The organism is Brucella sp. RRSP16, assembly GCF_052246815.1.
Lineage (GTDB): Bacteria > Pseudomonadota > Alphaproteobacteria > Rhizobiales > Rhizobiaceae > Brucella > Brucella intermedia.
Genome location: NZ_JBQQAM010000005.1, coordinates 226,990 through 253,295, shown reverse-complemented (window position 1 = coordinate 253,295; position 26,306 = coordinate 226,990). Strand labels below are relative to the sequence as shown.

The window sequence follows — 26,306 nt, the reverse complement described above, 5'->3', positions numbered from 1 at the left end:
GCGAGCCGATGAGCGGATCAATGAACGATTCTGGAAATAATACGCTGCTTTCCGTCCGCGATCTGTCCGTCGCATTCCGCCAGAATGGCGAGGAACGCATTTCTGTCGACCGGGTATCCTTCGACATTGCCGAAGGCGAAACGGTAGCGCTGGTGGGTGAATCGGGATCGGGCAAGTCCGTCTCGGCCCTGTCGATCCTGAAACTGCTGCCCTATCCGTCCGCCAGCCATCCTTCCGGTGAAATTCTCTTCAATGGCCGCGACCTGAAGAAGGCCTCGGAGCCGGAACTGCGCCGTGTGCGCGGCAACGACATCACGATGATCTTTCAGGAGCCTATGACTTCGCTCAATCCGCTGCACAGCGTGGAGCGTCAGATCGGCGAAATCCTGAAAATGCATCAGGGCATGGGCGTTGAGGCAGCGCGGGCGCGAACGCTGGAACTTCTGCACGAAGTCGGCATTCGCGAACCGGAGAAGCGCCTGTCCGCTTTCCCGCACCAGCTTTCCGGCGGGCAGCGCCAGCGCGTCATGATCGCAATGGCGCTTGCCAACAAGCCGAAACTGCTGATTGCCGACGAGCCCACCACCGCGCTCGATGTTACCGTGCAGGCGCAGATATTGAAGCTGCTTGCCGAACTGAAAGCCGCACAGGGCATGTCGATGCTCTTCATCACCCACGATCTCGGCATCGTGCGCAAGATCGCCGACAGGGTCTGCGTGATGAGCAAGGGCAAGATCGTCGAGACCGGGCCGACCCGGGATATTTTCGAGAACCCGCAGCATCCTTACACCAGGCACCTGCTTGCCGCAGAACCGAAGGGCGAACCGCCCGCCGCCGATCCTGCTGCCAGAACGGTGATGGAAGGCAAGGATATTCGCGTCTGGTTCCCGATCAAGAAGGGCTTTTTGCGCAAGACCGTCGACCATGTGAAGGCGGTGGACGGGATCGACGTGAACCTGCGCGCCGGCCAGACGCTCGGCGTTGTCGGCGAATCGGGTTCCGGCAAGACGACGCTTGGCCTGGCGCTTTCACGCATGATCTCATCCAGGGGCGAGATCAATTTCGACGGTCGCGACATCGCGAAGTTCAGCTTCAAGGACATGCGCCCGCTGCGCCGCGAATTGCAGATCGTGTTTCAGGACCCGTTCGGGTCGCTGTCACCGCGCATGACCATCGCCGACATCATCGCCGAAGGGCTTCTGGTGCACGAGCCGAAGCTTTCAGCGGACGACCGCGATGCGCGCGTGATTGCCGCGCTCAACGAGGTGAACCTCGACCCGGAAACACGCTTCCGCTACCCGCACGAATTTTCCGGCGGACAGCGCCAGCGCATCGCCATTGCACGCGCCATGGTGCTGAACCCGAAATTCGTCATGCTGGACGAGCCCACCTCGGCGCTCGATATGAGCGTGCAGGCGCAGGTGGTCGATCTGCTGCGCGCATTGCAGAAGAAGCATGATCTCGCCTATCTTTTCATAAGCCACGACCTGAAAGTGGTGCGGGCGCTGGCAAATGACGTGCTGGTGATGCGCAACGGCAAGGCGGTGGAATATGGCGCGGCGAAAGATGTGTTTGCCAATCCGCAGACCGAGTACACCAAGACACTGATGGCAGCAGCTTTCCATATGGAGGCGACCGAAGGGGGAGTGAGGCAATGACCGATACCAAAGGCAATATCCTTCTGGCGATCACAGACTGGGACCCGGAAATCTGGCTGAAGACGTTTCGCGATCACGCGCCGGACCGTCCGGTGGTGACGGATCGTGCGGAAAACGATCCCTCCATCAAATATGCGCTCGTGTGGAAGCAGAAGCCCGGCTCGCTTGCCAACCTGCCTAATCTGAAGGTCATCTTCTCGCTGGGTGCAGGCGTCGATCACGTCTTCCGCGATGACCGGATTCCCGATGTGCCGCTGGTGCGCATCATCTCCGACGATCTCACCATGCGCATGACGGAATATGTCGTCTGGCAGGTGCTGGATCATCACCGTCTCGGACAGCGTTATCGCAAGCAGCAGCAGAACCATGTCTGGCACGAAGATCGCCGCCAGCCAGCCGCGCATGAGGTAACGGTCGGAATCATGGGCCTTGGCGTGCTCGGCCGCGATGCGGCTGAAAAGCTCAAAACCCTTGGCTTCAATGTCACCGGCTGGAGCCGCCGTCCGCAGGAAATCGACGGCGTTCAGACCTATCATGGCAAGGACGGCTTTGCGAAATTCCTCAAGACGGCCGACATCTTCGTCTGCCTGCTGCCGCTGACGCCCGACACGAAGGGCATCCTCTCCATGTCGATGTTCGCGCAGTTGAAGAGCGACGGGCCGCTTGGCGCTCCGGTGCTGATCAATGCCGGACGCGGCGGATTGCAGAACGAAGCGGATATTCTGGCAGCACTTGATCGCGGACTTCTTTCGGCAGCTTCCCTCGACGTGTTCACGCAGGAACCATTGCCGACCAGCAGCCCGCTCTGGGATCATCCGCGCGTGACGATCACCCCGCATGCGGCGGCAAGCTCATCCGCCACCGCCCTTGTGCCGCAGATCATCCGACAGATCGAAGCCTTCGAGCGCGACGGGACGCTGGAGCACGTCGTGGACCGCAACACGCAATATTAGAGCGGTTCCTGTTCTGACAGAAAAGCCGGAACCGCTCTAACTATTTGTTTTATCGCATTATCCAACGCATCGAAGCGGCATAAGAAATCAGTCCAGTGAACTGATTTCCCCGCGTAGACGCTTCACACTTTTGCTGGAAATGCTCTAGCTGCCCCGCCCTCTGGGGCGGGGACTTGAAAAATGGCTTACGGCGCCTTCTGGATCACATCGCCCGATGACGTCGTAAGCTGCCATGTTCCCGCACCACGACCGATGGAAACGAGGCGGCTGCCATCCGGCAGAAGCGAGCCTTTTTCGACGAACCAGTAGCCGGACGTATCCTCGATCATCGCCATGCCGCCGACCACCTCGCGCAATGCGAAAACCGGCTTAGGCATGGCCTGCCCGTCGCCGCCATTGCCGTCGCCGCCGCCAGCGCCCGTTCCCGGAAGGCCCTTGCCGTTCGACATGACGGAACCCGTCATCGTGTCGTCCACACCCGCATTCGGCGCGACATGTTCGGAAGGGCGGAAGGACGGAAAGCGGCGCACCGTCTTCTGTTCGGAACGGTCGAGCGGATCGATGATCTTGCGCTCGGCCTTTTCCGGCGCGCCCAGATCGGCCCGCTGCAAATAGGTGATGAAGGGCAGCATCGCACTTCCGGCGGCAAGCGTGATTGCCGCGATCTTCAGATAGCGGTCCACCTTGCTCTGCGGCTTCTTCATGCCCTCCTGCCGGGCGGCGGCTTCCACCTCCGCCGTAAGCTGGGCAAGGTTCTTGTCTTCCTTCGACTTTTGAAAGCCCGTCATCATGCGTGTTGCGCCTGTCTGTCGCCGCGCAGTGCTGCGGCAAGGTCGTTATAGGGATCATCCGATAGGCCGGTTTCCGGCGATTGCTGCAAGGCGTCATAGATGCGCGGCACAAGATCGACCGCCTGGTCCAGAAGGCCGTCATGGCCTTTCTGATAGGCGCCGATGGCCCTCAGATCGCGCGTTTCCTCGAAACGGGCGACCATGCCCCGCAACTGGCTGACGAGCTTGCGCTGCTCCGGCGTCCAGTTGTGCTTTGCAAGGCGCGAAACCGAGCCCGGAATATCGACCGCCGGAAAGCGCCCCTGCGCCGCAATCGCGCGGTCGAGCACGATGTGGCCATCCAGCGTGCCGCGAATAGTGTCGGAAACCGGATCGTTATGATCGTCGCCATCGACCAGCACGGAATAAATGCCGGTGATGCTGCCGCCAGCTTCTGTAATGCCCGGCCCCGCCCGCTCCAGAAGGCGCGGCAGCTGGCTGAAGACACTTGGCGGATAGCCGCGCGAAACCGGCGGCTCTTCCGCCGCAATCGCCACCTCGCGCGCGGCATGGGCAAAGCGCGTGACGGAATCGACGATCAGCAGCACATTATGGCCAAGATCGCGAAAATATTCGGCAATGGCCGTCGCGGTGTTGGGCGCGAGGCGGCGCATCATCGGGCTTTCATCGCCCGTCGCGACGATAGTGATGGTCTTGTCGAGATGGCCCGCCATGGTTTCTTCGAGCATCTCACGCACTTCGCGTCCGCGTTCGCCCGTTAGCGCCAGCACCACCGTGTCGAAATCCGCCGCACGCGTCATCATGGCGAGCAGTGTCGACTTGCCGACGCCCGAACCCGCAAAGATGCCGATGCGCTGGCCGAAGCAGAGCGGCGTGAAAATATCGATGACATTGACGCCGGTGCGCAAACCCCGATCCACCCGCGCACGGCGCAAGGCGGCGGGTGCAAGGCTCTCGGACGCCATGGGCCGGGTCCCGGGCTGCAATGCGCCCTTGCCGTCAATCGCCTGTCCCAGCGCATTGATGACCCGGCCGCGCCATTCCGGCGCGGGGCGGATCTGCAGCGGGCCTTCCTCGAAAACCGCAGCGCCGAGCGAGGGAATGATGCGGTCGTCAAAGGGTTTCACCAGAACCTGCGCGTCCGCCACCCGGATGATCTCGGCAAGGCACTGGCTGCCCTGCGCGTGGATCGCCACCGCATCGCCCAGCCGCGCATCCCGCGAAAGCCCGCGCACTGCAATCGCCGAACGCGACACATCGCTTACCGTTCCGCCGATACCGGTGAGCGGCTTCGGCGCTACCGATTGCTGACGGGCAAAGGCGGCCAGACGGGAGAGCGGCAGATCAGGCGTCATCCGTTTCTGGAGCCCAGGGTCTTGATGGCTTCGGAGACGGTCGTCTCCTGCTGCGCCAGCAGGTTGTTGACCTGTTCGAAGGCGCGGCTCACGCTGATGAGGCGCGTCATCTCCGTCATGGCGTCGACATTCGATCCCTCGATCATGCCCTGCACGACGCCAACGCTGTTGTCATCGGCCACCGGCTGGGCGGGTTTGTTGGGGATCACGCCGGATGTACCGGCATAGGTCAGCTCCGCATCGGCGGGGATGGTGAAGAGACCGATCGCGCCGATCTGCGCGCCGTTCTGGTAGATCGCGCCATCGCTTGAAATCTTCGGTGCGCCGCCTGCCGGGTTGAGCACGATCGGCGCGCCGCCGACATCCAGCACCGGATGGCCGGTGACGGTGACGAGATCGCCGGTCGGCAGCATGTTCATGCGCCCGTCACGCGTATAGATCTGGCCCTGCGGCGTGGAGACAGACATCCACACATCGCCCTTGACCGCAACATCCAGCGGGTTGTCGGTCTTGATCATCGGGCCCGCCTCGGTGCGGATGAAGCTCTTGCCTGCGGTCGCGAAGCTCACATCGTCGCTGGCCTTGTCCGAAACAATCGAGCTGAACTTGGTGCCCTCGCCCCGGAAGCCGACCGTGGAGACATTGGCCACGTTATGGGCAATGGCATCCATCCGCCGTTCCAGCGTGATGAGCGAGGAAAGCCCGACATAGATCGAATTGTTCTGCATCGCCTAGCGCCCGCCCGGCTTGAAGTTCTGCAAGGTGCTCAAAATATCCATCGAAATGCCGACGGAAGAAGTGCCGCCCAGAAGCAGGGACGCGATCGACGCCGGGCTGCTCGCGGTCGGGTTGTTCATCTCGTACATGGCGGTAAAGCGCGAAATGAGCTTCGAGACGTAATCGGGGTCCGACATCTTGGTGAAGTCGATCTTGTCCTCGATCATCTTCGCCTGCTTGTCGATATCGGCATTGGATATGGTGGAGGGCCAGCCGAAGGTCGTCTGGATCATCGACACCAGCGCCTTGTCGCCCAGAATTTCATAGGCATTGGTGAGCGTCGGCGCCTTGCGCTGAAAATAGAGCGCCAGCCGCACGCCTTCGTTCTGGCTTCCGGCTTCCGTCTCCAGCGTCTGGCGGAGATATTTGTCGACCACACCCTGCTGCGCCGCAGTGCTCTGGGTCGCCTCCGCGCCCTTGCCCTCGAAATCGAAGACCGTCGCAAATTCCTTGTAGCGCTTGTCGGTCAGCTTGTTGGCCATGGCATCATCGCTCTTGATGCCTTCGGTCAATATCTTGCGCACGAACGCCTTGGCGAAGGCCATGTCTTCCAGACCGAACGCCTTCAGCGCATAATTATAAAGGCGGCTGTCGGCCATGAAATCATCGACGGATTTCACCTTGCCGATATTCTCCTTGTAGTAGGCGGTTTCCCGCTCCACCATCGGTTCCTTCGAAACACGCTGCAACGACCGCGCCATATCCGACGCGATCAGGCGATAGCTCGTCATCGTATCGACCATGCGCATGACCCCCTGACTCTATTTCGATCCTTATGCAGGACCAAGCTTGTCCGAAGCTGATTTTATCTGCGCGCTGCAGACAAGGTTCGCGCAAGGCGCAGCGCTTAGGTTCCCGGCAAACAGAATGTAGGCGGGAGTCTCGAGCTTTGGGCATTATTGTCGGTCTTGTCATCACACTGGGCTGTATGCTGGGCGGCTTTATCGCCATGGGCGGACATGTGAGCGTGCTTATCCAGCCCTGGGAGTTCGTCATCATTCTGGGTGCCGCACTCGGCACCTTCTTCATCGCCAACCCCTTTTCGCTGGTGAAGGACACGGGCCGCGCCTGCATGGAGGCATTCAGCAATGCCGTCCCAAAGCAGCGCGATTATCTGGACGTTCTGGGCGTGCTCTACAGCCTGATGCGCGAGTTGCGCGCCAAGTCGCGCAATGAAGTTGAAGTGCATATCGACAATCCGAAGGAATCGCCGATCTTTCAGGCCTATCCAAGCGTATTGAAGAAAGAGGACCTCACCAATTTCATCTGCGATTATTGCCGCCTCATCATCGTCGGCAATGTGCGCTCGCATGAAATCGAAGCGCTGATGGACGAGGAAATCCACACCATCGCCCGCGACAAGCTCAAGCCCTACCATGCCATGGTCAGCATTTCCGAAGCGCTTCCGGCGCTCGGCATCGTTGCCGCCGTCCTCGGCGTGATCAAGGCCATGGGCGCGCTGGACCAGTCGCCGGAAGTGCTGGGCCACCTGATCGGCGCGGCCCTCGTCGGCACCTTTGCCGGCATCTTCTTCTCCTATGGCGTGGTCGGCCCGATCGCAGCCAAGATCAAATCGACCCGCGAAAAGAACAACCGCCTCTATATCGTCGTGAAGCAGACGCTGCTCGCCTATATGAACGGCTCCCTGCCGCAGATCGCCGTGGAATATGGCCGCAAGACCATCTCCGCCTATGATCGCCCGACCATCGATGTGGTCGAGCAGGAAACCATGGCGAGCGCGCCGACACAGCAGGCCGCATAAGATGACCACCGCCGAAACTGCCACATTGGGACAAAACCGCAAAACCGATGTTCTGGCCGAGAATGTGCTGCGCGCAGCCGGCCTTTCCGGCGACGACCTGAAATCGCTTGCCCATGTGTTCAAGGATGCCTCGACGCATTTCTGCGACCGGCTGAAACATGGCTGCGCCGCCGCGTTCGACATTGATGCGGGTCAGGTGGAAAGCACCGACGATGCCGCCTTTGCCGACATTCTCGACAAGGCGGCGATCATCGCGCCGCTGAAGGCCGAGCGCTGGGGCTGCACGCTTTATCTGACCGCCGATGCAACCCTCGTCTTCTCCGTGATCGAGGCGATGTTCGGTGCGCAAGGCAGTATCGGGGGCAGTGTCGGTTCCGTCGATGAGGACCGTCCCTTCGGGATGCTGGAGCAGAAGATTTCCGCACTTCTGGCCGGTCATCTTGCCAAATCGCTCGATCAGGTGTTCGCCGGAAACGGGCAGGCGCTTTTTGCTGCCGGTGAATGCATCGATACCGCCGAATTCGACCGCGAGAATTTCGAGCGCTCGCGCCTTTTCGCCTGCCGCATCGATGTTACCGCCGCGGGCAAGACCGGCCGGGTGCACCTGCTGCTGCCGCGCAGCACGCACAAGCCGATGCAGGATGCCGTGGCCGCCTTTTTGCGCCGCCCGATGAATCAGGCCGATCCGAGCTGGGCGAAGAAGATGCGGCACGAGGTCAGCCGCGCGCGCATCGAGCTGGAGGCATTCATCCAGCAGGGATCGATGACGCTGGACGCATTGTCGATGCTGGAAATCGGTCAGGTTCTGAAACTGCCTGCCGACGCCATGGAGCAGGTGCGCCTGCGCGCCGGCGATCAGCAGCTTTTCAAGTGCACGCTCGGCAAATCGGGCATTCATTTCACAGTCAAGGTCGGCGACCCCGTCAATCAGGAAGAGGATTTCATCGATGAGCTTGTTGCTGGCTAACGTGCTTTCCACATTGATGGCTCTCGCCTCGCTTGCGGCCCTGATCGTGGTTGGCCGCAAGGCCAATGAGACGATCAAGCTCGGCAAGCTGCTGGCGCTGCGCGTTGCAGCCGCCTCCAACGGGCTGGAACGCGCCGTCAAGGCCATCCAGAGCGAGCGCACCGATCTTGGCACTGCCCTGGCTGACGAAAACACCAGGCTTGAAGCCCGCCTTGCCGAAACGCAGCGCGTGCGCCGCGAAATGGAAGAGGCGATCGAGGAGTTGAACCGGCTGCGCAAGGCGCTGACCCGCGACATCCGCCATGCGCGCAATGTCGCCGACAGCGCGCGGCGCACCGACGACCGGACCGCCGCCGCCGAACAATCGCTCCCGAAGGAAAAGAACGCACTGCCGGTCTTCGTGCGCCGCACGGTCAGGAAGGCAACGGTCGAACTCGCAGGCCAGGCATGAGCAAGGAAACCGAGGACAAGAACATGCAGCAGGAACTGGACGAAGCCATTGAGGAACTGCGCGAGGAAAAGCCGCGCAGCGCGCAGAAGGGGCCATCCAAGCCGAATCTCGAACTCATCATGGGCATTCCCGTCGACGTGCAGGTTGTTCTGGGCGGCACGACCATGCCGGTTGCCAATCTGATGAAGCTCGGTCGCGGTGCGGTCATCACGCTCGACAAGCAGATCGGCGATCCGGTCGATATCGTGGTCAATGGCCGCGTCATCGCCCGTGGCGAAGTGATCGTCCTTGAAGACGATTCCTCGCGTTTCGGTGTCAGCCTCACCGAAATCATCGGCAAGTAACGGACGTGACCATGGCCGACAATGAACAGCAAGCCCTCGCGGAAGACCTTGAAGGGACCGCCACCGGCCTCGTCGATACGCTGACCGGCCCGCAAAAGGCGGCGGCGATCCTCGTTGCCATCGGCCGCCCTGCCGCCGCGCGTCTTCTCAAGCATTTCAATGCCGAGGACCTGCGCAAGCTTGCCGGTCATGCCCGCACGCTGGAGCCGATTTCACCGCTCGATTTCGAACATCTGGTCAAGCAATTCGAGGATTCCTTTGCCGAAGGCGCGCCGGTTTCGGAAGCTGCCCAGCGGTTCGAGGGCCTGCTGCGCGAAACGCTGCCGCAGGAAGAGGTCGATGCGGTTCTGGAAGAGCGCGTCCAGCCGCAACTCGTTCAGGAATCCGTCTGGGTGCAGCTCGGCCGCCTGCCGGTGGAAAGCCTGCAGGCCTATCTGACGGACCAGCATCCGCAGATCATCGCCTATATCGTGTCGAAGCTGCCGTCCGACCTTGCAGCCCGGCTGTTCGTGGTATTGCCGCCGCAGTTGCGCAACGCCGTCGTGCAGCGCTCGCTCCATATCGGCAATGTCGCACCGGCTGCGGCGGAACTTCTCGAAGACGTGCTGCGGCGCGATCTTCTGGGCCGCAGCGATTCCGGACCGGTAAAGGCGCATCACGGCCAGATCGCCAATATCTTCAACCAGCTCGACAGAAGCGAGATGGAAGAACTGATGGCGAGCCTTGAAGACCTCAACCGCGACGATCTCAACCGCATCAAGGCCAAGCTCTTCACCTTCGAAGACATCGAGCGCCTGTCGCAGCGCGCGCGCCTGCTGCTCTTCGATGAAGTGCAGACGGAACAGATCGCAACGGCGCTGCGCGGGGCGGACACAAGGCTTCAGGAACTCGTTCTCTCCTCGCTCTCGACCCGTGGCCGCCGGATGGTGGAAACCGAGCTTGGCGCCGAGCAAGGCAACATAACCGCGCAGAACATTGCCGATGCGCGCCGCACGATAGCCCGTATCGCCATCGATCTCTCCGAGCGCGGCATCATCACCCTCGACGCTGGCGAAGCTTCGTCCTGATTGCGGTGACCCATGGCAGATGATGCGGACAAGGAAAGCAAAACAGAAGAAGCCACCGAACAGAAGATCCGCGACGCCTTGGAAAAGGGCAATATGCCCTTTTCCCGCGAAACGCCGATCCTCGCCGGTATCGCCTCCTTTCTGATTATCGCGGTCTTTGTCGCTGGACCTGCCACAACGAAGCTTGCCGTCTTCCTGCGGGAACTGATCGACCGCCCCGAAGACTGGCTCCTCAACAGCGCCGAGGATGCGAGCCGTCTGTTCGGCGTTCTGGCGCTCGCCGTCGGCGCGGCCCTCGTGCCGGTATTCATCATCATTCCGCTTGCCGGCATTGCGGCCTCCGCGTTCCAGAATGCGCCGCGCTTCGTCGGCGAGCGCATCCGCCCGCAGGCCTCGCGCATATCGCCCCTCAAGGGATGGCAGCGCATTTTCGGGCGCAGCGGTCAGGTCGAGTTTCTCAAATCGCTGGCCAAGTTTCTGGCGGCAAGCGTCATCGTCTTCGTCGTCTTTTTCAGCGGCAACAGCCTTTTCACCGATGCGGTCGCCTCGGACCCCAGCGCCTTGCCCGAATTCCTGCGTGAGAACATGGTGCGCCTGCTGGTCGCCAATGTTCTGGCCATCACGCAATTGCCGGTTTCGACCTTGCCTGGTCGCGCATTCACTGGCGGCAGGAACTGCGCATGACCCGGCAGGAGGTGAAGGACGAACTGAAGCAGTCGGAAGGCGACCCGCTGGTCAAGTCTCGCCTGCGATCGCTCGGTCGCGACCGTGCGCGCCGCCGCATGATCAACACCGTTCCGACGGCAACGCTCATCGTCGCAAATCCGACTCATTTTTCCGTAGCACTGCGCTACAAGCCTGATCAGGATGCGGCCCCGGTCGTCGTGGCAAAGGGGCAGGATCTGATCGCTCTCAAGATAAGAGAGATCGCCGCGCAGCATTCCATCCCGATATTCGAGGACGTTCCGCTGGCGCGCGCGCTCTATAAACAGGTCAATGTCGACCAGATGATCGCACCGGAATTCTACAAGGCCGTGGCCGAGCTGATCCGGGTCATCAACACGCGGCATGCATTACATTAGAGCATGTCTCAAAGGTGGGAACTGGGAGTGAGACATGCATAAGAACAAATGGATAATCATGATATTTATATGTTCCGGAACAGTGACGGCCTGTTCCCCAGATTGGCGGTGAGACCATGAAAAGCCTGCAATTCTCCAACGAGCGCGAGGCGATCATTGCCGGGAACCTGCGCGAAGTCGCAACCGATCTTCGTCTGGTCGATCCGGCCGACTACATCGCCTTCATACGCTGCGAGCTTTTTGCCAATATCGCCGATATCGTCAGTTCGGCGACCGAGCTTTACTTCTTTCCCGGCACGCTGGAACTCGGATATGGCGGGGAATATCGCTGCGACTGGCAGTCGCCACCGGCCATCGTGCTCGACATGGAGTTTCGCAATCAGGGCGTCTACGCCTATTTTCGGCTGACGCTGACCGACAAGTCGGCGGGGATCGAGCTGAACCACATCGCCTTCGAGGACGCCGACGAAGACCCGGCCAGGAACACGGCGCGGCTTGCCAACGCCTTCGACGCCGCCCGCCTGCCGCTCAGAAAAAGGGCCTGAAAGCACAAAACACCGGATGCCTGAAACATCCGGTGTTCTTGTCTCTGCAAGTCCGCTGGCATCAGTTCAGATGATGGACTTCCGGCATTTCGATGATGCCGAGCGACAGCGCCGTCGCCACGGCTGAAGTGCGGTTGGAGCAGTTGAGCTTGATCTTGGCGTTCTGGAGATAAGTCACCACCGTCCAACGCGCGATGTTCAGGATTTCCGCGATCTCGCCGTCCGTCTTGCCATTTGCGGCCCAGCGCAGGCAGTCGACTTCGCGCGGGGTCAGAAGACTGGACACCGTCGCCACATCCTTGCAGCCGCACAGCGCCGAATGGATGATGCCCGACAGGCTCAACAGGCGCGGGCGAAGCTTCGCCACGAACTGTTCACGGTCTTCGTCCGGGCTGATCTCGAAGCTGAACAGCGAACAGCCGACCGCACCTTTCTGGCCGCGGGCCGAGACGGCGATGAAAATATTGCCCAGCCCGTGCTTTTCCGCGTCCTGCAGCATGTCGGCGACAGCCGGACACTGGTCTGCGTCTTCCTGGAGATTGCGAACGATGCCGCTTACATCGTCTTTGAAATAGGGCGCATCTTCCTGAAAGATCGGGTCGACAACGAAATAGTTCTTGGTGGAGTAGCGGGCAGCCCAGTTGGCGGGCACGGTCATCACAACCGTCATGTCGGAAGAACTGGTTTTCGAGCAATCGCCCATCCGTCCACGATAAGTGTGCAAGATGTGACGACAACCGATCTCGTCGCGAATTCGTGTCAGCAGAGCAAGCGTATCGCTCTGGAAGGAAGTGCCAAAAAATGTCTTCTTAAAATTCGGAAAATGAATCAGATCGAGTGTCATTAATATAATGTCCTTAATGCTGGCAGGCGATTATTACCGTGTCCAAAAAGGGGGGCCGAATCGGGGCCTGGAGCCATTCAATCTTTTGTATAAGTGACAAAAAAAACAGGGGGTCTGACAACCTTCAATTAATCGATAGCAAAGAATTGCACACAAAAGCGGTGCCGAAATAAGGCCTAAATGAGAAGTTAATTGGTGTGGCGGTAAACTTTTTTTGAGAATCAAGCAATGCCATGCTCAACTTGTTCTATTTCAGAACAGTTTCATTCTCATTTCCGTAAGCTCTGTAGAAGAAATCCACTGCCAGCTCGACATTGCTGCGAATCGTTTCCGCTGATGGCGGCTCCGACAAGACCCCGAACAGCCGCGGCCTGTAGAGGCCCGACAGGAAAAGATCGGAAAGCTGATAGGCCATCCGGTCGGCATCGAAAGGCTTGAGCTTGCCGCTCTCGATCATCCGCCTGAGATAGTCGGCCATCACCACGAGGCTGCGCTTCGGGCCACGTTCATAGAACCGCGCGGCAAGCTCCGGCTTGCGCTCGCTCACGCCCAGCACGATCCGCTGGGCGCGGATGGCGGTGGAGGAAGTGATGAGCGTCACCAGCGCCACGCCGAAATCGGTCAACTCCTGACGGTTCCCGAAACCGCTGTCGAGGGTGGCGATCAATTCGCTGAACATCGTGTGGCGATAGTGTTCGCACAATGCGACGAACAGGTCTTCCTTGCTGTTGAAGTAGACGTAGATCGTGCCCTTCGACACGCCAGCCTCACGCGTGATGTCGTTCATGCTGGCTGCATCGAAACCCATGCGCAGGAACACATCCTGAGCGCCTTCAAGAATCTGGCGGCGTTTCGCAGGATCCTGACCGGCACCCAGCCGCGTGCGACCGCATTCCGTTTCGGAGCAGGACGACTTGCTTTGACCCATCATGCCGACATCTTTCCCATCATGCCGGTTCCGGTCATGCATCATCGTATCCGTTGTTCCTTTGGTCTTGCGATCAGGCTTCATTTTAGAGACTCTTGAATTTTTTCGAACCAAGCGGTTCGATATGCTCTTGATATGCGCATCTTATTGATCTATGTCAACATCGAACCGAGCGGTTCAATCCCAAGGATGTCCAGAGAGTTTCCCTATGTCCGCCCCGAAGTCCGTTGATAAGGCCGATATTCATCCGTTTCCCAACGCCAAGAACTTCGCCTCGGCAACCCAGCCGGCGACGAATGAGGCGCCGCTGAGCGAGAGATCGCAGCCCCATACCGTGCCGAACCCGCAGGAAGCCGCACCCAGGGAAACCGGGGAAACCGCCAAGGGCGGCAAGAAGAAGGGCTTCGGCAAACGCGTCCTTTTGCCCGGCATTCTGACGGTCGCGGTCGCGGGCGGCCTCTGGTTCGCCTATGACTGGTGGACGGTCGGACGGTTCATGGTCTCGACCGACGACGCCTATGTGCAGGGTGACATTGCGTCCATCGCGCCGAAAGTTACCGGCTATATCGAAAACATCCCCGTGGCCGCGAACCAACAGGTCAAGGCTGGCGATGTGATCTTCCAGCTTGATGCAGGCGACTACCAGATCGCGCTCGACGAAGCCGAAGCCAGGCTCGCGACCCAGAAACAGACCCTCGTTCGCATCAAGGCCCAGACCGACGCCGCGCAGGCAACCCTGCAACAGGCCGATGCCGACAAGCAGGCCGCAACGGCTGTCCTGACCAATGCGCAGAACACGATCGCGCGCGTGCAGAAGCTGCACGACACGCGTTTCGTCGCGCAGGCCGAGCTCGACACGGCCCAGTCCTCGCTGGACCAGGCGCGCGCCAAGGTTGCCGGCAGCGATGCGCAGATCGCTTCTGCCAAGGCCAATATCGAAGTGCTCAATGCCCAATATAGCGAAGCCGAAAGCACGGTAAAATCGCTGGAACTTGCCCGCGACAAAGCCGCACGCGACCTGTCCTTCACGACGCTGCGCGCGCCCTTCGACGGCGTGGTCGGCAATCTTTCCGGCAAGAAGGGCGATCTCGTTTCGCCGGGCCAGAAGATTGCGGCGCTTGTCCCGGTCAACGAGCTCTACATCGACGCGAACTTCAAGGAAACGCAGCTCGCAAAGATCAAGACCGGCGAAACCGCGCATATCTATGTCGACGCTATCGACGGCACGAAGTTCGACGGCAAGGTCGCGTCCATCGCTCCGGCTTCGGGCGCCGTGTTCTCGCTGCTGCCGCCGGAAAACGCGACCGGCAACTTCACCAAGATCGTGCAGCGCGTTCCCGTGCGCATCATGATCCCGAAGGAAGCGCTGGAATCCGGCAAGATCCGCGCGGGCCTCAGCGTCGTGGTCGATATCGACACGCGCACGGCCCCCGAGCAAAAGGCCGACTGATCGAGCTCTTTGGCTCACTTGAAATAACAGATGGCGGCGCGGCGAAACGGATTTCGCGCCGCCTTTCTCTTCCATTCCGGAGTGCGCCGTCATGGCCGCAGACACGACAATGGGGCCAATGGCCCCGGCAGAAGACCGCATCGACCCCAAGAAGGCCATCGGCTTTCTGGCCATGGTGTTCGGCATGTTCATGGCGATCCTGGACATTCAGATCGTCTCGGCTTCGCTGGCTGAAATCCAGGCGGGTCTCAGCGCCAGTTCCGACGAAATCTCCTGGGTCCAGACGTCCTACCTGATTGCGGAAGTCATCATGATTCCGCTGTCGGGCTTCCTTGGACGCCTTTTGTCGACGCGCGTGCTCTTCACCGTTTCCGCAGCAGGTTTCACACTGGCCAGCATGCTCTGCGCGACGGCGACGAACATCGAGCAGATGATCGTCTACCGCGCCATTCAGGGCTTCATCGGCGGCGGCATGATCCCGAGCGTGTTCGCAGCCGCCTTCACCATCTTCCCGCCTTCCAAGCGTTCCATCGTTTCGCCGATGATCGGTCTGGTCGCAACGCTTGCGCCAACCATCGGCCCGACGATCGGCGGCTATCTGAGCCACGCCTTCTCATGGCACTGGCTGTTTCTGGTCAATGTCGGCCCCGGCATCCTCGTTACCATCGCCGCATGGAACCTCATCGACTTCGACGAAGGCGACAGCTCCCTTCTGAGCAAGTTCGACTGGTGGGGCCTTCTCGGCATGGCCGCATTCCTCGGTTCGATGGAATATGTTCTGGAAGAAGGCCCGCGCAATGACTGGCTTCAGGATGAAGCCATCTTCGTCCTGACCGGCGTTATGATCGTCGGCGGCATTCTCTTCTTCTTCAGGGCCTTTACCGCCGAAGAGCCTATCGTGGACTTGCGAGCCTTCAGGAATGTCAATTTCGCATTCGGCTCGGTGTTCTCCTTCGTGATGGGCGTAGGCCTTTATGGCCTCACATATCTATATCCACTCTATCTGAGCACTGTTCGCGGTTATGATGCCCTGATGATCGGCGAAGCGCTGTTCGTCAGCGGTCTCGCCATGTTCTTCACCGCGCCGGTGGCGGGTTTCCTTTCCAACAGGATGGACCCGCGCCTGATGATGATGATCGGCTTCCTCGGCTTTGCGGCAGGCACATGGATGGTGACGGGTCTGACGGCCGACTGGGATTTCCACGAATTGCTGTTGCCGCAGATTCTGCGTGGCTGCTCGCTGATGCTGTGCATGGTGCCGATCAACAATCTGGCGCTCGGCACGCTTCCGCCTTCCCTGCTGAAAAACGCATCGGGCCTCTTCAACCTGACCCGCAATCTGGGCGGCGCCGTCGGCCTTGCCGTCATCAATACGATCCTGACCCGGCGCGGCGACATGCATTATGAGCGGCTGGCCGAACATGTTCGCTGGGGCAATGCCGAAGCGGAAAGGATGATCGCCAACCTGACCGCCAAATACAATGCGGCAGGCATGGACGGCGCGACGATTGCCATCGCCAAGCTTTCCGGCATGGTGCGCCAGCAGGCCACCCTTCTGTCCTTCATCGACGTGTTTTTCATCCTCACGATGATGTTCTGCTCGCTTGCCGTCTGCGCCATCATGCTGCGCAAACCCAAGCAGGTCGGCGGTGGCGGTGGAGGGCATTAGCTCTCCGCCTCCCAATTTCATACGAAACCTATTAGGGTTCGATCATCTTTCAGAAATTTTCGTTTATCGCAGCTATTCGACCGTGATGCCGCGCGGAGACAAACCCCTGTCGCGCAGGGAAAAGCCTCTTGCAGAATTATGACAACGACGAATTTACTGTCACATTTCCTGTCATAAAAATGCTGCTCACGCAAACGGATGAATTGCTAAGTCTCTGAAAACGTGTTTCACTTTCCACCGCTGGCAGTTTGTGACAAGCCACAAACTGTCATCCAACCGTCATATAGGGCGGATATCGGGAATGCGCGAGCACCGGAATCGACCGGGGGCGTTCGCCGGACCTTAAACAGGGGAGTCAAACAATGCTTGCTTACACAGCGCGTCTGCTGTCGCTTTCGACGGCAATCGCCGTTGCCGGGGTTTCCATCGCCGCTGCCGAACCGTCAGCCGAACTGATCGCCGCTGCCAAGGCGGAAGGCGAACTGACCACCATCGCACTCCCGCATGACTGGTGCGGCTATGGCGAAATCATCAAGAGCTTCAAGGACAAGTACGGCCTCAAGGTCAACGAACTGAACCCGGACGCCGGTTCGGGCGATGAAATCGAAGCCATCAAGGCCAACAAGGACAACAAGGGCCCACAGGCTCCTGACGTCATCGACGTCGGCTTCGCCTTCGGCGCTTCGGCCAAGAAGGACGGCCTGATCCAGCCTTACAAGGTCGCGACCTGGGACGAAATCCCGGACAGCGCCAAGGACCCTGAAGGCCACTGGTATGGCGATTATTACGGCGTGCTCGCCTTCGAAGTGAACAAGGACATCGTCAAGGACATCCCGCAGGATTGGGAAGACCTGCTCAAGAGCGACTACGCAAATTCCGTTGCGCTTGCAGGCGATCCGCGCGTTTCCGCACAGGCCATTCTCGGCGTTCATGCCGCCGGCATCGCCCGTGGCGGCGAGCCGGGCGAAGCCGCAGGCAAGAAGGGCCTCGAGTTCTACAAGGAACTGAACGCCAACGGCAATTTCGTTCCGGTCATCGGCAAGGCCGCTTCGCTGGCGCAGGGCTCGACCCCTATCGTCATCCGCTGGGACTATAACGCGCTCGCCGACCGCGATACGCTCAAGGGCAATCCGGAAATCGAGACCGTCATCCCGAAGACGGGCGTCATCGCCGGTGTCTACGTGCAGGCGATCAGCGCCTACGCACCGCATCCGAACGCTGCGAAGCTGTGGATGGAGCACATCTATTCGGATGAAGGCCAGCTCGGCTACCTGAAGGGCTACTGCCACCCGATCCGCTTCAACGCGATGGCGAAGGCTGGCAAGATCCCGCAGGAACTGCTCGACAAGCTGCCGCCAGCAGCAGCCTATGAAAAGGCTATCTTCCCGACCCTGGAACAGATCGAGGCAGCACAGGCCACGATCACCAAGGAATGGGACAGCGTCGTGGGCGCAAACGTCCAGTAAGCGCTTCTGTCGCATCGAACACATGTCGCGTCGGCCTCAAACGGTCGGCGCGGCATCAAACTGGTTTCATTTGCCCTCCCGTCCTCTTTTCCAAACAGCGCCGCGCTCTTTGGCAAACAGGATGGGCAGACTGCAAAGATGCAATGAAATTCCCCGAGGGGCGAATGACGGCCCTGCCGATCGCAAGATAGAAACAAGAAGTCGGAACGGTTCTGTCAGTTCCGTTCTGCCGGGAACCGGTCCAAAGAAAGAACCTATGAGTTCAATTGCCGAAACATCAGCCCCCAGCGGAGTGCGCAAGCGCCGGCTTCCGTTGTCATGGCTTGGCGTGACGCCGTTTTTCATCTTCGCCATCCTGTTTCTGATCTGGCCGACGATGTACCTCATCATCGGCGCCTTTCAGGACCCGGCTGGAAACTTCACGCTCCAGAACATCCATGATCTCTTTCAGCCGCAGATCATGAGCGCCTACTGGATTTCCATCAAGGTCAGTCTGGCCTCGGCCATCGGCGGCGCGATCATCGGCTTCTTTCTGGCCTGGGCGGTTGTCCTCGGCAACCTGCCCTCCTGGCTGCGGCCGACGGTGCTGACCTTTTCGGGCGTTGCCTCGAACTTCGCAGGCGTGCCGCTTGCCTTCGCCTTTCTTGCGACGCTGGGGCGAACCGGCTTCGTGACGATCCTTCTCAAGGAATGGTTCGGCTTCAACCTCTATGCGACAGGTTTCAACCTGCTCTCCTTCTTCGGCCTGACGCTGACCTATCTGTTCTTCCAGATACCGCTGATGGTGCTGATCCTGACGCCCGCCCTCGACGGACTGAAGAAAGAGTGGCGCGAGGCATCTTCCATTCTGGGTGCGACCACCGCGCAATATTGGCGCATGGTGGCCTTTCCGATCCTGTGGCCGAGCCTGCTCGGCACGACGCTTCTCCTGTTCGCCAACGCCTTCGGCGCCATCGCCACCGCCTACGCCTTGACGGGTTCCTCGCTCAACATCGTGCCGATCCTGCTCTTTGCCCAGATCCGCGGCGACGTTCTGCATAACCAGAACCTCGGCTATGCGCTGGCCCTCGGCATGATCGTCATCACAGGTATCTCCAACCTCATCTATATCTGGCTGCGCATTCGCGCCGAGAGGTGGCAGCGATGAAAAAGAAAGGCATAAACGCCCAGAAAATCGGCGCCTGGATCGCCTTCCTGATTGGCGCGATCTATTTCCTCGTGCCGCTCATCGGCACGTTCGAATTCTCGCTGCGCATGCGGCGCGGCGAATATTCCTTCGACGCCTATCGCGTCGTGTTCTCCGACCCGAATTTCCAGGCGACCTTCGGCTATTCCATCCTGCTTGGCCTGTTGACCATCATCTTCGGCGTGCTTCTGGTCGTGCCGACCGCCTATTGGGTGCGCCTGCGCCTGCCGCAATTGCGCCCGGTGATGGAATTCATCACGCTGTTGCCGCTGGTCATTCCGGCCATCGTCATCGTGTTCGGATATCTGCGCATCTACAACTCGTCATCCTGGCTGCCGTTCACGGCATCGACGCGAGCGACCGACCTTCTGTTGATGTTCGGCTATATGACGCTTTCGCTGCCCTATATGTATCGTGCGGTTGATACGGCAATGCGCACCATCGACGTCAATACGCTGACGGAAGCCGCGCAAAGCCTCGGCGCTGGCTGGGGCCGCATCATGTTCAAGGTGATTTTTCCGAATGTGATTTCCGGCGTGATGAGCGGTGCCTTCATCACATTCGCCATCGTCATCGGCGAGTTCACGCTGGCCTCGCTTTTGAACCGCCCTGCCTTCGGTCCCTATCTGCAGCTGGTCGGCGCAAACCGCGCCTACGAACCGTCAGCGCTGGCGATCATTTCGTTTGGCATAACGTGGCTCAGCATCATCATGCTGCAGCTCGTCTCACGCCTCAATAAATTCAAGACAACCGCCGGGTAAGATTCATGGCTTTTCTGAATATCAAAAACCTGAAAAAGAGCTTCGGCGCCAATACCGTCGTCCACGATTTCAACCTTGCCGTGGAAAAGGGCGAATTTGTTTCCTTCCTCGGCCCGTCGGGCTGCGGCAAGACGACCGTTCTGCGCATGATCGCCGGTTTCGAGATGCCCGACAGCGGCGCCATCGAAATCAACGGCAAGGATGTGGTGGACCTCAAGCCCAACCAGCGCAATATCGGCATGGTGTTTCAGGCCTATGCGTTGTTTCCCAATATGACGGTGGCGCAGAATGTTTCATTCGGCCTGCGCGTTGCCGGAAAGCCGAAGGCGGAAATCGACGCCACGGTGAAGGAAATGCTGGGCCTCATTCGCCTCGACCATCTGGCGGACCGCTATCCCTACCAGATGTCCGGCGGCCAGCAGCAGCGCGTTGCGCTGGCGCGTGCGCTCGCCACCAAGCCGCAGGTTCTTCTGCTCGACGAGCCGCTATCGGCACTCGATGCGAAAATCCGCATATCCTTGCGCGAAGAAATCCGCGCCATCCAGCAGAAGCTCGGCATTACGACCGTCTTCGTCACCCACGATCAGGAAGAAGCGCTGTCGATCTCCGACCGCATCGTGGTCATGCATGAAGGCCGCGCCGACCAGATCGGCTCGCCTTTCGACATCTATAACCGCCCTGCCTCGCGCTTCGTGGCGTCGTTCGTCGGCACGCTCAACATGCTGGAAGCCTCGGTCAGCGAGCCGGGCCGGAACAGCATCGAGCTCGACGGCCGCACCATCACGGTGCAGGAAACGCTCGATCATCATCCGAAGGGCAAGCCGCTGACGCTGGCCTTGCGCCCGGAAGCTGTCAGCCTCGAAGCGCGCAAGAGCCACGATACAGCGCTGGAAGCAACGATCGACGATGTGCATTTCCTCGGTTCCGTCATTCGCACGCGTGTGACGCTGGGCAAGAACCGCCTTTCGTTCGACACGTTCAACGATCCGACTCATCCGCCGCCGCAGCGCGGCGACAAGGTGACCGTGCATTTCGCCTCGCGCGATCTTCTGGTCCTGGCGGATTAGAATCTCTTGCTGCCTTTTTCGAATGAAAATGAAATGGAACATCAATATTCAGCTAGCGCCAAGCTCAATGAATGTAAGTATCTATATCTTGATAAAGCGGAAACAGGCCCTGACCACAGTCTTCTTATCCATGTCGTAGAAGCCAAAGCACAATCCACACCGATTGCTACCGGGTTGCCCGAGATTGATAGCGGCGATATTCCGGTTTTCCCAATCTCTGTCGATGAAACCTGCAACGCTTTCAAAATAACTTTTGAGGGATACATCCTTTACGCTGTAACAGATGAAACACATGCTCTTGCAGAGGAGACGGAAGATTACTCCTCACTGTTACGCACATACGAATCATCCCGGTTTCTAGATTTTGTGGAAAAGAAAACATGGGATTTTGAAGATAGTCCAAGCACCAAACATTACGCGATTGTTTGCTTGGACCATGTTATCGATGTGGCTTGCAAATCGGAACCTATGATAGAAATTAAGGCCGATAGACCCTGATATTCTATGCAGAATGCAAGACTGGCAGTCTGAATTTCAGAACCTACAAAAAAGCCGCCCACTGGGCGGCTTTTTCAATTACAGCGAATTTTATTCGCCCCAAGGACCGTGGAAATCCCCGTCCTTGTCGATACGCTTGAAGCCGTGCGAACCGAAGAAATCGCGCTGGCCCTGAATGAGATTGGCGGTTCCGAGCGCCTGCGTAAAACTGTCGAAATAGCTGAGCGCCGAGCCCAGTGCGGGCAAAGGCAGGCCAGCGAGCGCCGCCTTGGCGACGATCTGGCGAAGGCCGTTGGAAGCCTTGCTCATGCGTTCGACAAAGGCGGGCGCCAGCAGCAGGTTGCGGCTTTCGCTGTCCTCGAAGGCGTGGGCGATATCGTCCAGAAGCTGCGAACGAATGATGCAGCCCGCACGCCAGATGCGGGCGGTTTCGGCAAGCGGAATGTTCCAGCCGTGCTCCTGCGATGCGGCTTCCATCACCGCGAACCCTTGAGCGTAAGCGGCGATCTTGCCCGCCAGCAGGCCCTGCTCCAGATCGGCAAGGAATTTTGCCTGATCGGAAATCTCGAGGCTGCGCTGGCCGGGATTGTAGGCCTTTGCGGCAAGCGCGCGCGCCGCCTTCAGCGAGGACAGGGAGCGGGCAGCGACCGCGGCTTCAATCGCGGTTGCCGGAACACCCAGCATCTGCGCCTCGATGGCCGCCCAGCGGCCCGTGCCCTTCTGGCCGGCTTCATCGAGGATCATGTCGACCATCGCCTTGCCGGTTTCCGGATCGGTCGCCTTCAACACCTTGGCGGTGATCTCGATCAGATAGGAGTTGAGCGGCCCCTGGTTCCACTTTTCGAACACATCGCCGATGGCAGGGGCGGAAAGCCCGAGACCGTCACGCAGGATGCCGTAGATTTCGGCAATCATCTGCATGTCGGCATATTCGATGCCGTTGTGGATCGTCTTGACGAAGTGACCGGCGCCATCGGGCCCCACCAGCGCACAGCACGGTTCGTCCTTGTATTTGGCGGCAGCGGCAAGCAGGATCGGCGCGATGCGCTCATAGGCTTCCTCGGTGCCGCCAACCATCATCGACGGACCGTGGCGCGCACCTTCCGCACCGCCGGAAACGCCCATGCCGACAAAGGTCGGATCATTGGGGCCGAGCGCCTTCAGGCGGCGCACCGTGTCGCGATAATCGGAATTGCCGGCGTCGATCATGATGTCGCCCTTCTCAAGATAGGCCTTGAGGCGAGTGGTCTCAGCATCGACGGGAGCGCCTGCCTTGATGAGGAAGATGATGGGGCGCGGCTTGCGGATATTCGCCGCGAGTTCCTCGAAAGTGGGGCAAGGAATGATCTTGTCGCGCAGCGGGCCAGCCTTTTCGAGGAAGGCTTTCAGCACAGGCTCATCACGGTCATAGACGGCTACCGTATAGCCCTTCTCGGCTATGTTCAGCGCCAGGTTGGAGCCCATGACGCCAAGGCCGACCATTCCGATATCTGCTTTTTCCATTTTGTGCCCTTCGCAAATGCAACCGACCGGCCGTCGTCTAGACACATGCAGAACATCGAACGCCGACAAGCCGAACCGATAAGAATAGGCCGCCGCCGAATTTCGGCAGCAGCGCATGTCAATCTGTATCCTATTGTGGGATGATCTAGGGCATATGACGCAAAGTTGATAGGCCTCCCGTCACGAAAATCACCGGTTTTGCCTGCACAACCGCCTTGTTAAATCGGTTAGCTGGCCTGAAAACCCCGTGTTTCGCGATTTTCACACCCGTTCCAGCTTGTGATGCGGCAGCGGCGGCAATTCGATAGTGATCGCGTCATCCGCCTTTACCATGCCACCTGCAAGAACGATGGTCATGATGCCCGACTTGCGGACCAGTTCGCCATCGGGAGTGCGGTCCAGCACAGCATCCAGAAGCCCGGCCTGGAAATTCTCTATCTGGGAGCAAGGGTTGCGCAGGCCGGTCGCTTCCAGAACGACTTCATCGCCGATCCTGATCAGGGCGCCCTGGGGCAGGCCCAGCAGATCGACACCACGCGTGGTGATGTTCTCGCCAAGGTCGGCGGGCGCAACATCGAACCCCTTTTCGGCCAGCTCGTCGAAAAGCTCGGCATGGATGAGATGCACCTGCCGCAGATTGGGTTGTGTCGGGTCGGCCCGCACGCGGGAACGGTGCTTCACCGTCACGCCCTGATGCGCATCGCCTTCGACGCCATGCCCCGTGATGATGCGGATTTCCGGCACGACCTGTTTGGAAAAACGATGCTCACCATCCCGCGCTACAGCCACGACAAATCCGCTCATCAAATCCACCTTGTGAAAGACATCCTGACAGGACAAAGAAACTTCGTTAGCCGCATTACATGAGCTATATAGCACCTGTATGAAGCTGCGGGGCAAGCACGTGAATCAGGACAGGCAGGCAAAGAACGACTTTCGCTGGGGCATATGGGGCACTGGCACGATAGCCAACGCCTTTGCGGACGATATTCAGGCAAGCACGGGGATGCGTGTCACCGCTGTCTGCTCGCGCGCGGCGGAGACCGCCGAAGCTTTCCGCCGCCGCATCGGCGCTGACAAGGCGTTCAGCGATTCAGGTGCGTTTCTTGCCCATCCGGATATCGATGCCATCTACATCGCCACTCCGAGCGCGATGCATGTGCTGCAGGCCATGCAGGCAATCGCGGCGGGCAAGCCATGCCTGATCGAAAAGCCGCTGTCGCTGGATGCGGCTGGCGCACGGCAGATCGAAGCCGCTGCAAAAGCAAAAAATGTCTTCGCCATGGAAGCGATGTGGAGCCGCTTTCTGCCAGCGATCCGCGCCGCCAGGAAGCATATCGACAGCGGTCGCATCGGCGCGGTGACGCGCATCGAAGCCGATCTGTCCTATATCCGCGCCTATGACCCGCAAAGCCGCTTCTTCAGCCCGGAACTTGGCGGCGGCGCTGCGTTCGATCTCGGCGTCTATCCGGTTTCGCTGGCACTGTATTTCCTGGGCTTGCCGGATCATGCGGACGGTCGCTGGCAGCGCGCCAGAAGCGGTGTCGACATGCGCACGGATTTCCAGCTCGGCTGGCGGGGCGCTACAGCCAGCCTCTCCTGCGGCTTCGACCGCGACGGCGAGAACAGCATGCTGATCGAGGGGACCAAAGGCACGATCCTGATCCATGCGCCATTTCTGAAAGCCCAGAGGCTGACGCTGTTTTCTGCCTTTGCCGCGCGGTCATCGCTCGGGCCGAATGGCGGCAAGGGATTTGTAGGCAAGGTCTTGAACCGCCTGCCCCTGCCGGGCCGCACCATCGAAACCTATGCTTTTTCCGGCAACGGATTGCAGTTTCAGGCCGAAGCGGTCCGCGATGCGGTGCGAAGCGGCCGGATATCCGATGCGATCATGCCGCTCGACCATAGTGCAGCCGTTGCCGACATCATCCGCAAGGTGCTGTCGAAGGGTTAGAAGCGCATCCCGAAAAGTGTGAAACGGTTCTCGGATAAGATGCGCGCTGAGCTGAATTTTCAGAGAGAAAAGCCGAGATCGGCTCTCTAGAAACTGCTTCTCATCCTGTAAGGCTGCGCATTGTCACCGGCATTGTTCAGGGCAAGCGCGATTTCAGTGATATGCAGCGCCACATCGCCAGAAAAGAATGCCTTGTCGCCCGTCTGGATTGCGCGGGCCTGATCGGCGACGCCTCGCACGAAATCGATCTGTGAGGGATACATGGGCAGCGACCGCTTGTCGGCCTTCGGATAGGACAGCTTTGTGCCGACAGTCGGTTTCCATGACAGAAACTTGCCGACGCGCATTTCGATGATGCCGAAGAGGCGCGCGAGAAAACGGCGCTTTTCCTCCGTGCGTTCAAGACGGACGACCGAACGATTATCCCAGAGATCGTCCACCACTATCGAGCCCTTGTCGGCAACGATTGTCAGGCTGCGATCCTTGGGCATGGCAAGCCCCGATGTGAGACGCGCCACCAGCCCCGACTTGAAAACGAGACAGCCGACCGAGAAATCAGGCGCCATATGCAGATGCTCGGTTCCCGGCCCCTTGTCCGGAAAGGTTATCGCGGAAAATGCCGAGATACTTTCGACCGGACCGAACAGCGACACCAGCCATGACAGCGCATAGCCTGCATGTTCCAGCGTGCAGCCGATCTCGAATTCGTGCAGGCCGGGCCACGGCGCTCCCGACTGCGAACGCCAGCTTGACCATTTGTCACGAAATACCGGCCCGTCTTCCATTTCCGCATAGACAAGACGCGGCACGCCGATGCCATTCATTACGCTTGCCACCAGACGATAGGCATCGCTGAGGCCGTTGGCCGGAGCTGCCGCGAGCGTGAGCCCCGCCTGCCGCGCAAAAGCGACCAGTGCTTCCGCATCGTCATAATTCATCGCCAGCGGCTTTTCGGAATAGACATGCTTTCCCGCCGAAAGCGCTGCATGGGAGATTTCAAAATGACTTTCGGGCGTGGTCAGGTTGACGACGATCTTCACGTCCGGATCGGCGAGGACTGCTTCGAAACTCTCATAAGCACTGACCGAATAATGCGCGCAGAACGCCTTCAGCCGATCGGGAGAGCGGTCATAGGCGCCGCGCAGCGTCAGTTCAGGATAATTGCGCAGCGTGGTCATGTAGTAGTCGGCAACAAATCCGGTCCCGACAATTGCGATATTCATGAAGT

General features: G+C 59.6%; 25 protein-coding genes and 1 pseudogene. 17 read left to right on the top strand and 9 right to left on the bottom strand.

The features are described 5' to 3' along the window. Positions 1–8: 8 nt before the first annotated feature. Positions 9–1,658, top strand: coding sequence for an ABC transporter ATP-binding protein (locus ACS5UA_RS10420; RefSeq protein ID WP_162929051.1), 1,650 nt, complete (start codon positions 9–11; stop codon positions 1,656–1,658). Continuing rightward, positions 1,655–2,611, top strand: a complete 957-nt coding sequence (locus ACS5UA_RS10415; RefSeq protein ID WP_063619880.1) for a 2-hydroxyacid dehydrogenase — start codon at positions 1,655–1,657, stop codon at positions 2,609–2,611. Before ACS5UA_RS10420 ends, ACS5UA_RS10415 begins: the two co-directional genes overlap by 4 nt. Positions 2,612–2,796: 185 nt before the next feature. On the opposite strand, the gene ACS5UA_RS10410 is transcribed toward ACS5UA_RS10415, so the two are convergent. From ACS5UA_RS10410 to ACS5UA_RS10395, 4 genes are read right to left on the bottom strand one after another with little or no spacing between them, the layout of a single operon-like run. Continuing rightward, positions 2,797–3,402: a hypothetical protein gene (locus ACS5UA_RS10410; RefSeq protein ID WP_443101300.1), complete on the bottom strand. Its 606-nt coding sequence runs from the start codon at positions 3,400–3,402 to the stop codon at positions 2,797–2,799. Then, positions 3,399–4,757, bottom strand: a complete 1,359-nt coding sequence (fliI, locus tag ACS5UA_RS10405; RefSeq protein WP_113368706.1) for a flagellar protein export ATPase FliI — start codon at positions 4,755–4,757, stop codon at positions 3,399–3,401. The genes ACS5UA_RS10410 and fliI overlap by 4 nt, the downstream gene beginning before the upstream one ends. After that, positions 4,754–5,485, bottom strand: a complete 732-nt coding sequence (gene flgF / locus ACS5UA_RS10400; RefSeq protein WP_100649110.1) for a flagellar basal-body rod protein FlgF — start codon at positions 5,483–5,485, stop codon at positions 4,754–4,756. Before flgF ends, fliI begins: the two co-directional genes overlap by 4 nt. 3 nt (positions 5,486–5,488) lie before the next feature. Then, on the bottom strand, positions 5,489–6,277 hold the full coding sequence (locus tag ACS5UA_RS10395) for a DUF1217 domain-containing protein (protein ID WP_006471433.1): 789 nt from the start codon (positions 6,275–6,277) through the stop codon (positions 5,489–5,491). A 146-nt stretch (positions 6,278–6,423) separates the two neighbouring features. Between ACS5UA_RS10395 and motA the strand changes: the two genes are divergently transcribed. The 7 genes and pseudogenes from motA to ACS5UA_RS10360 all read left to right on the top strand — a co-directional run bounded on the left by motA (position 6,424) and on the right by ACS5UA_RS10360 (position 11,752). Next, positions 6,424–7,296, top strand: a complete 873-nt coding sequence (gene motA, locus ACS5UA_RS10390; RefSeq protein WP_021585290.1) for a flagellar motor stator protein MotA — start codon at positions 6,424–6,426, stop codon at positions 7,294–7,296. Between the two features lies 1 nt (position 7,297). Continuing rightward, positions 7,298–8,263 (top strand): flagellar motor switch protein FliM, encoded by a 966-nt coding sequence (locus tag ACS5UA_RS10385; RefSeq protein WP_113368707.1) that lies wholly within the window; start codon positions 7,298–7,300, stop codon positions 8,261–8,263. Next, on the top strand, positions 8,244–8,714 hold the full coding sequence (locus tag ACS5UA_RS10380; RefSeq protein ID WP_006469424.1) for a BAB2_0123 family type IV secretion system effector: 471 nt from the start codon (positions 8,244–8,246) through the stop codon (positions 8,712–8,714). The genes ACS5UA_RS10385 and ACS5UA_RS10380 overlap by 20 nt, the downstream gene beginning before the upstream one ends. Further along, positions 8,711–9,058 carry a flagellar motor switch protein FliN gene (gene fliN, locus ACS5UA_RS10375; protein ID WP_006469425.1) on the top strand — a complete coding sequence of 116 codons (348 nt, stop codon included), beginning with the start codon at positions 8,711–8,713 and terminating at the stop codon, positions 9,056–9,058. Before ACS5UA_RS10380 ends, fliN begins: the two co-directional genes overlap by 4 nt. An 11-nt stretch (positions 9,059–9,069) precedes the next feature. After that, positions 9,070–10,125 (top strand): flagellar motor switch protein FliG, encoded by a 1,056-nt coding sequence (locus tag ACS5UA_RS10370; protein WP_183515313.1) that lies wholly within the window; start codon positions 9,070–9,072, stop codon positions 10,123–10,125. Positions 10,126–10,137: 12 nt separating this feature from the next. After that, a pseudogene (flhB, locus tag ACS5UA_RS10365) lies at positions 10,138–11,207 on the top strand (flagellar biosynthesis protein FlhB). A 116-nt stretch (positions 11,208–11,323) separates the two neighbouring features. Continuing rightward, entirely contained in the window at positions 11,324–11,752 is a 429-nt protein-coding gene (locus tag ACS5UA_RS10360; protein WP_443101299.1) for a hypothetical protein, read from the top strand. Between the two features lie 61 nt (positions 11,753–11,813). Here the strand turns inward: ACS5UA_RS10360 and ACS5UA_RS10355 are convergent, their stop codons facing one another. Together ACS5UA_RS10355 and ACS5UA_RS10350 are read right to left on the bottom strand one after the other, a co-directional pair. After that, positions 11,814–12,596, bottom strand: coding sequence for a helix-turn-helix transcriptional regulator (locus tag ACS5UA_RS10355; RefSeq protein ID WP_112671009.1), 783 nt, complete (start codon positions 12,594–12,596; stop codon positions 11,814–11,816). Between the two features lie 247 nt (positions 12,597–12,843). Further along, positions 12,844–13,608 (bottom strand): TetR/AcrR family transcriptional regulator C-terminal domain-containing protein, encoded by a 765-nt coding sequence (locus ACS5UA_RS10350; RefSeq protein WP_443101298.1) that lies wholly within the window; start codon positions 13,606–13,608, stop codon positions 12,844–12,846. Between the two features lie 124 nt (positions 13,609–13,732). Between ACS5UA_RS10350 and ACS5UA_RS10345 the strand changes: the two genes are divergently transcribed. From ACS5UA_RS10345 to ACS5UA_RS10315, 7 genes are all read left to right on the top strand, one after another. After that, positions 13,733–14,974, top strand: coding sequence for an HlyD family secretion protein (locus ACS5UA_RS10345; RefSeq protein WP_241084271.1), 1,242 nt, complete (start codon positions 13,733–13,735; stop codon positions 14,972–14,974). Between the two features lie 91 nt (positions 14,975–15,065). Beyond that, positions 15,066–16,643: a DHA2 family efflux MFS transporter permease subunit gene (locus ACS5UA_RS10340; RefSeq protein ID WP_112671003.1), complete on the top strand. Its 1,578-nt coding sequence runs from the start codon at positions 15,066–15,068 to the stop codon at positions 16,641–16,643. 362 nt (positions 16,644–17,005) lie between these two features. Beyond that, on the top strand, positions 17,006–18,109 hold the full coding sequence (locus ACS5UA_RS10335; protein WP_006469432.1) for an ABC transporter substrate-binding protein: 1,104 nt from the start codon (positions 17,006–17,008) through the stop codon (positions 18,107–18,109). Between the two features lie 256 nt (positions 18,110–18,365). Then, positions 18,366–19,256, top strand: coding sequence for an ABC transporter permease (locus ACS5UA_RS10330; protein WP_006471425.1), 891 nt, complete (start codon positions 18,366–18,368; stop codon positions 19,254–19,256). After that, positions 19,253–20,056, top strand: a complete 804-nt coding sequence (locus ACS5UA_RS10325; RefSeq protein WP_006471424.1) for an ABC transporter permease — start codon at positions 19,253–19,255, stop codon at positions 20,054–20,056. The genes ACS5UA_RS10330 and ACS5UA_RS10325 overlap by 4 nt, the downstream gene beginning before the upstream one ends. Before the next feature lie 5 nt (positions 20,057–20,061). Next, entirely contained in the window at positions 20,062–21,123 is a 1,062-nt protein-coding gene (locus ACS5UA_RS10320; RefSeq protein ID WP_025091750.1) for an ABC transporter ATP-binding protein, read from the top strand. Between the two features lie 33 nt (positions 21,124–21,156). After that, positions 21,157–21,621, top strand: coding sequence for a hypothetical protein (locus ACS5UA_RS10315; RefSeq protein ID WP_112700802.1), 465 nt, complete (start codon positions 21,157–21,159; stop codon positions 21,619–21,621). Between the two features lie 90 nt (positions 21,622–21,711). Here the strand turns inward: ACS5UA_RS10315 and gndA are convergent, their stop codons facing one another. Together gndA and ACS5UA_RS10305 are read right to left on the bottom strand one after the other, a co-directional pair. Then, entirely contained in the window at positions 21,712–23,124 is a 1,413-nt protein-coding gene (gene gndA / locus ACS5UA_RS10310; protein WP_043716704.1) for an NADP-dependent phosphogluconate dehydrogenase, read from the bottom strand. A gap of 261 nt (positions 23,125–23,385) precedes the next feature. After that, entirely contained in the window at positions 23,386–23,928 is a 543-nt protein-coding gene (locus tag ACS5UA_RS10305; RefSeq protein ID WP_112700832.1) for an MOSC domain-containing protein, read from the bottom strand. 100 nt (positions 23,929–24,028) lie between these two features. Here ACS5UA_RS10305 and ACS5UA_RS10300 point away from each other — a divergent pair, with 100 nt between their 5' ends. After that, positions 24,029–25,078 carry a Gfo/Idh/MocA family protein gene (locus ACS5UA_RS10300; protein WP_420703418.1) on the top strand — a complete coding sequence of 350 codons (1,050 nt, stop codon included), beginning with the start codon at positions 24,029–24,031 and terminating at the stop codon, positions 25,076–25,078. Positions 25,079–25,164: 86 nt separating this feature from the next. On the opposite strand, the gene ACS5UA_RS10295 is transcribed toward ACS5UA_RS10300, so the two are convergent. Continuing rightward, complete coding sequence (locus ACS5UA_RS10295) at positions 25,165–26,301, bottom strand: Gfo/Idh/MocA family protein (RefSeq protein WP_112700800.1); 1,137 nt, start codon at positions 26,299–26,301, stop codon at positions 25,165–25,167. Between the last annotated feature and the right edge of the window lie 5 nt (positions 26,302–26,306).